The organism is Paenibacillus sp. 01T422, assembly GCF_056398785.1.
On record NZ_JBFTQB010000769.1, the window covers coordinates 1 to 3,230 of the forward strand.

Consider the following 3,230-nt stretch of genomic DNA (forward strand, 5'->3'; position numbering starts at 1 on the left):
CCATAATCCATTGTATGCATTATGATATGTAGGGAGAAAGAAATGGGGTGGGTATATGAAGATTGGACCTATATTTTAATGATTTTCTCATCTGTTATAATTTCTTCGGATGCTGCGTAATAAGGTCGATTGAAGGATCTTCGTTGAACCAACACAGAACGAGAGCTTAATAAACAATAAGTGAAGGCTGCAGCTTATGTGCCATCGATTTGCAGGCGTAACAGGGCAAGTGATTCGGAGCGGCAAAAGCCATATTCATGAAATCGATCTATCGCTTACGGACTTTTTAAACCATTTTCATAATCTCAAAAAAATCAGAACAGGTCCCGCTATTCCTGTCGGCAACGGCAAGCATGTGCACTTCGTCACCGGAATGACGACGCAGAATGATATGCATAGACACCAATTCAATTTTGCTACGTTAATTAATAGACCGCTTGTATAATCAAGCCAAAAAGGTCAGCCAGAACTTGAACTTTCTGGCGGGCCTTTTTTTGTCGGGTGTACTTCGCTCCGTCAAAACCCATATGCGTGATCATGAGCACCAAAATCACGACCGGAAGCAGCGTCGCGGCGATGCCGAATACCAGTCAATTGCGGGATGCTTGCCGTTGCGCACTGGAGAAGACCCCACTCTGAATGTGTCAGGTGACAAGAACATGGATGGGATGCCGGTTTTTGTTTCAGTTGGCGTCGGTTAATCACCGAAAACGAATGGATTATTCTCCATTTTAATTACATATTAGTAATTGACTGTCAGGCCGTTTTACTTTCCCGAACCCAAATTATCGCAGGAATCGTTTCCGTTCTTATCATTATCGCTCTAATCTTCTACATCTCAAAAAGGTACTACGAGCCAATAGAAAAAATAATGCGTAGGATTTCTGCTGAAAACCATTTAATAAAATGCAAACAATCTTTCATGGAATTACAAGAAGAGGAAAAGACAATTTCGTTACAAGAGTGGCAAACTTATGCATCGTATTTTGAGTTGATGGACAAGGGTAGGCATCTATTCATCGCCATTATTGAAATCGATAAATACTTCCCCATTCTACAGAGTGACAGCCAGGGACTTCTCTCAGCCAAAAAGAGATTAACCGATGTTGTTCATATCCATGAAAGCCACAGGCTGATAACAACTAAAATTGCAGCGATGAAAGGGTGAAAGGAAACGAATATGGACTTCATCAATGTGTAAAAGTGGGTATTGTCTAACATTATATTTACCGACGATGTCGTAGATAAAGTGCAGCTCAAAATAGTGAAGAGCAAGGAGAAGAGCGAACGCAGCGGGAGATTGCGAAGGAGCTGGGGATCAGCAGCAGCTATGTGCAGGCGAAGCGGGTAGTGTATTTTCGGGATGGGAAGTTGAGTGACGTTGGATAGCATGAGACCGGGACCCGAAGGGGTTCCGGTTTGTTGTTTGTACCTATAGGCAGGTGTTTAAACTATTCGAGCTAATAGATTGTCAATATTAGTATAGTTTAAAGTTTCGAAGTGGCTTTCCATATCTCACTAGAACATGCCACATAAGTTTTAACTCTTGAAGTACTTCTTTATAGGTTCCGCGGTCACTCCAAGAAGCGGGATCGCGTTTTAAGTCCATTACAGCCGATCCAATCATGCTCACATCGATCAAATCATTTCGTGCAATGCGTTTGGCTAAGGAAGGCATCGATGGACCTCTAAAATCTAAGGGAACTTCGTTTGCCAAAAGAACAAAGCCCATATGCCAATAGAGATCAATTGAATACTTGAGGCATATTTGCTCCAGGGTCCGCCCCGTATGAGTACCCTTAAATGAAGGATCTGCAACGAGTACTTCCACGTCTTCCTTAAGTGAAATATTCCCATGTACCTGGGCCTCAATATAATGGTTAAGATTGCGGCTAGGCTCTTTGATTCCAGGGTCAGAGAATGGCCTCTCCAGATTAACCAGCACATGATTGATTAATTCCCGTGGTGTCAGATTCTTTTCCCCGATAGCAAAATCTCTTAAGAATGATTCCTTCAAGAGAGCGGCCAAAATGATATCGAACTCCTCATAAGTACCCTTTTCCTTCGGGTCTTGATGAGAATCTAAATAAGTGAACGTACAACGATGTGAGACCTCCGGGGATAGAAGGAAATAGCAAGATCCAAAACGTGGTGCTGGTCCATCTGGATGCAGCATTAAATCCAGTGCTCCATACTTGGGACGCTGGCTATTGGTTGAGCCCATTCGTTGATAGGCTCCTCCAAAAATCTTCTTCTCCCAAAGGTCGCGTTCACCGCCAGGATAAGCTGATACGCTACCATTAGATAATAATGTTTCAAACTGGCTCTTATAAATTCCTTGCTCAAGTAGTGCTTCGGCAACGCTTTTCATAGTCGGATCCGGTCTATCCGGATGAAAATGCAGGGCAATTTTTGCGTGCGCCTTTAGTTTGGTGACGCCTTCTTCATATGATTTTGACGCGATATTAGTCATTTGAATAACTTCCTTAATTACCCGCTCAGCTTCATCTTTCTGGCTCTTCGCGTACTTTGTAATATGCTCTAAAGCCAATAATTGTGAACTTGATAATTTCATGGATCTAGTCGTCGCTCCTCTTTGAACCGATTAGTCAATATCCATATTACCTAAATGACCCTTATATTTTCCGGGAGAGATCCCAACGGTTCGTTTAAACATTTTCAAAAAATTGGAATAATCATTAAATCCACACAGTTCGCAGGTATCTGTGACGCTATAGCCTTCCGAGAGAATCTGTTTAGCTTTGGAAATTCGTTTGAAAAGAATATATTCATGGATGTTACTACCGATATATTTCTTGAAAACTCTCCCCATATAGAATCGATCCACATAGAACTTGGTAGAAAGAGATTCAAGTGTGAGATCCTTTTCCAAATTCATATCAATGTAGTCTAATAGAGAAGTTAATAATTCCGGCATAGAAGAAAGGTTTTCCGAACGATTAACGTCTTTGAAGATAATATTGATCAAGACTAACAATTCAATGAGATAATTCAGCTTTAAAATCTTATAGCCGGCGTGGGGTTTAAGATTCTCAATTTGATTAAAAAGACGCAAAAATTCATTAATTTGGCTGGGTTGAAGCGTAATCTTATTTTGTTGGCCTTTAGGTTTGTTGAGAAAGCAGCTTAGAAGGTCGAGACTTGGAGAATTAAATTTGCGAACGATATGTGGTGTAAACTGTAACGTTATTCGTTCGTATACGTTATCG

The 3,230-nt window shown here is 41.2% G+C and carries 3 protein-coding genes and 1 pseudogene; 2 read left to right on the forward strand and 2 right to left on the reverse strand.

Translation table 11 applies throughout. The annotated features are described in order from the left end of the window. Positions 1 to 202 precede the first annotated feature (202 nt). Both AC1DUA_RS30895 and AC1DUA_RS30900 read left to right on the forward strand, forming a co-directional pair. Positions 203 to 445, forward strand: a pseudogene (locus tag AC1DUA_RS30895) (YmaF family protein); the annotation flags it as partial. Between the two features lie 477 nt (positions 446 to 922). Continuing rightward, positions 923 to 1,168, forward strand: coding sequence for a hypothetical protein (locus AC1DUA_RS30900; protein WP_477503388.1), 246 nt, complete (start codon positions 923 to 925; stop codon positions 1,166 to 1,168). 309 nt (positions 1,169 to 1,477) lie between these two features. On the opposite strand, the gene AC1DUA_RS30905 is transcribed toward AC1DUA_RS30900, so the two are convergent. Both AC1DUA_RS30905 and AC1DUA_RS30910 read right to left on the reverse strand, forming a co-directional pair. Continuing rightward, the gene (locus tag AC1DUA_RS30905) at positions 1,478 to 2,575 is read right to left on the reverse strand and encodes a DUF3626 domain-containing protein (protein WP_477503389.1); all 1,098 of its coding nucleotides are present in this window, start codon (positions 2,573 to 2,575) and stop codon (positions 1,478 to 1,480) included. 30 nt (positions 2,576 to 2,605) lie between these two features. Continuing rightward, on the reverse strand, positions 2,606 to 3,230 hold a 625-nt coding region (locus AC1DUA_RS30910), incomplete at its 5' end, for a helix-turn-helix domain-containing protein (RefSeq protein WP_477503390.1).

Bases quoted from the DNA above. Each gene is read 5' to 3' on its own strand.
- AC1DUA_RS30900 (WP_477503388.1), top strand. From the start codon at position 923: ATGGAATTACAAGAAGAGGAAAAGACAATTTCGTTACAAGAGTGGCAA.
- AC1DUA_RS30905 (WP_477503389.1), bottom strand. From the start codon at position 2,575: ATGAAATTATCAAGTTCACAATTATTGGCTTTAGAGCATATTACAAAG.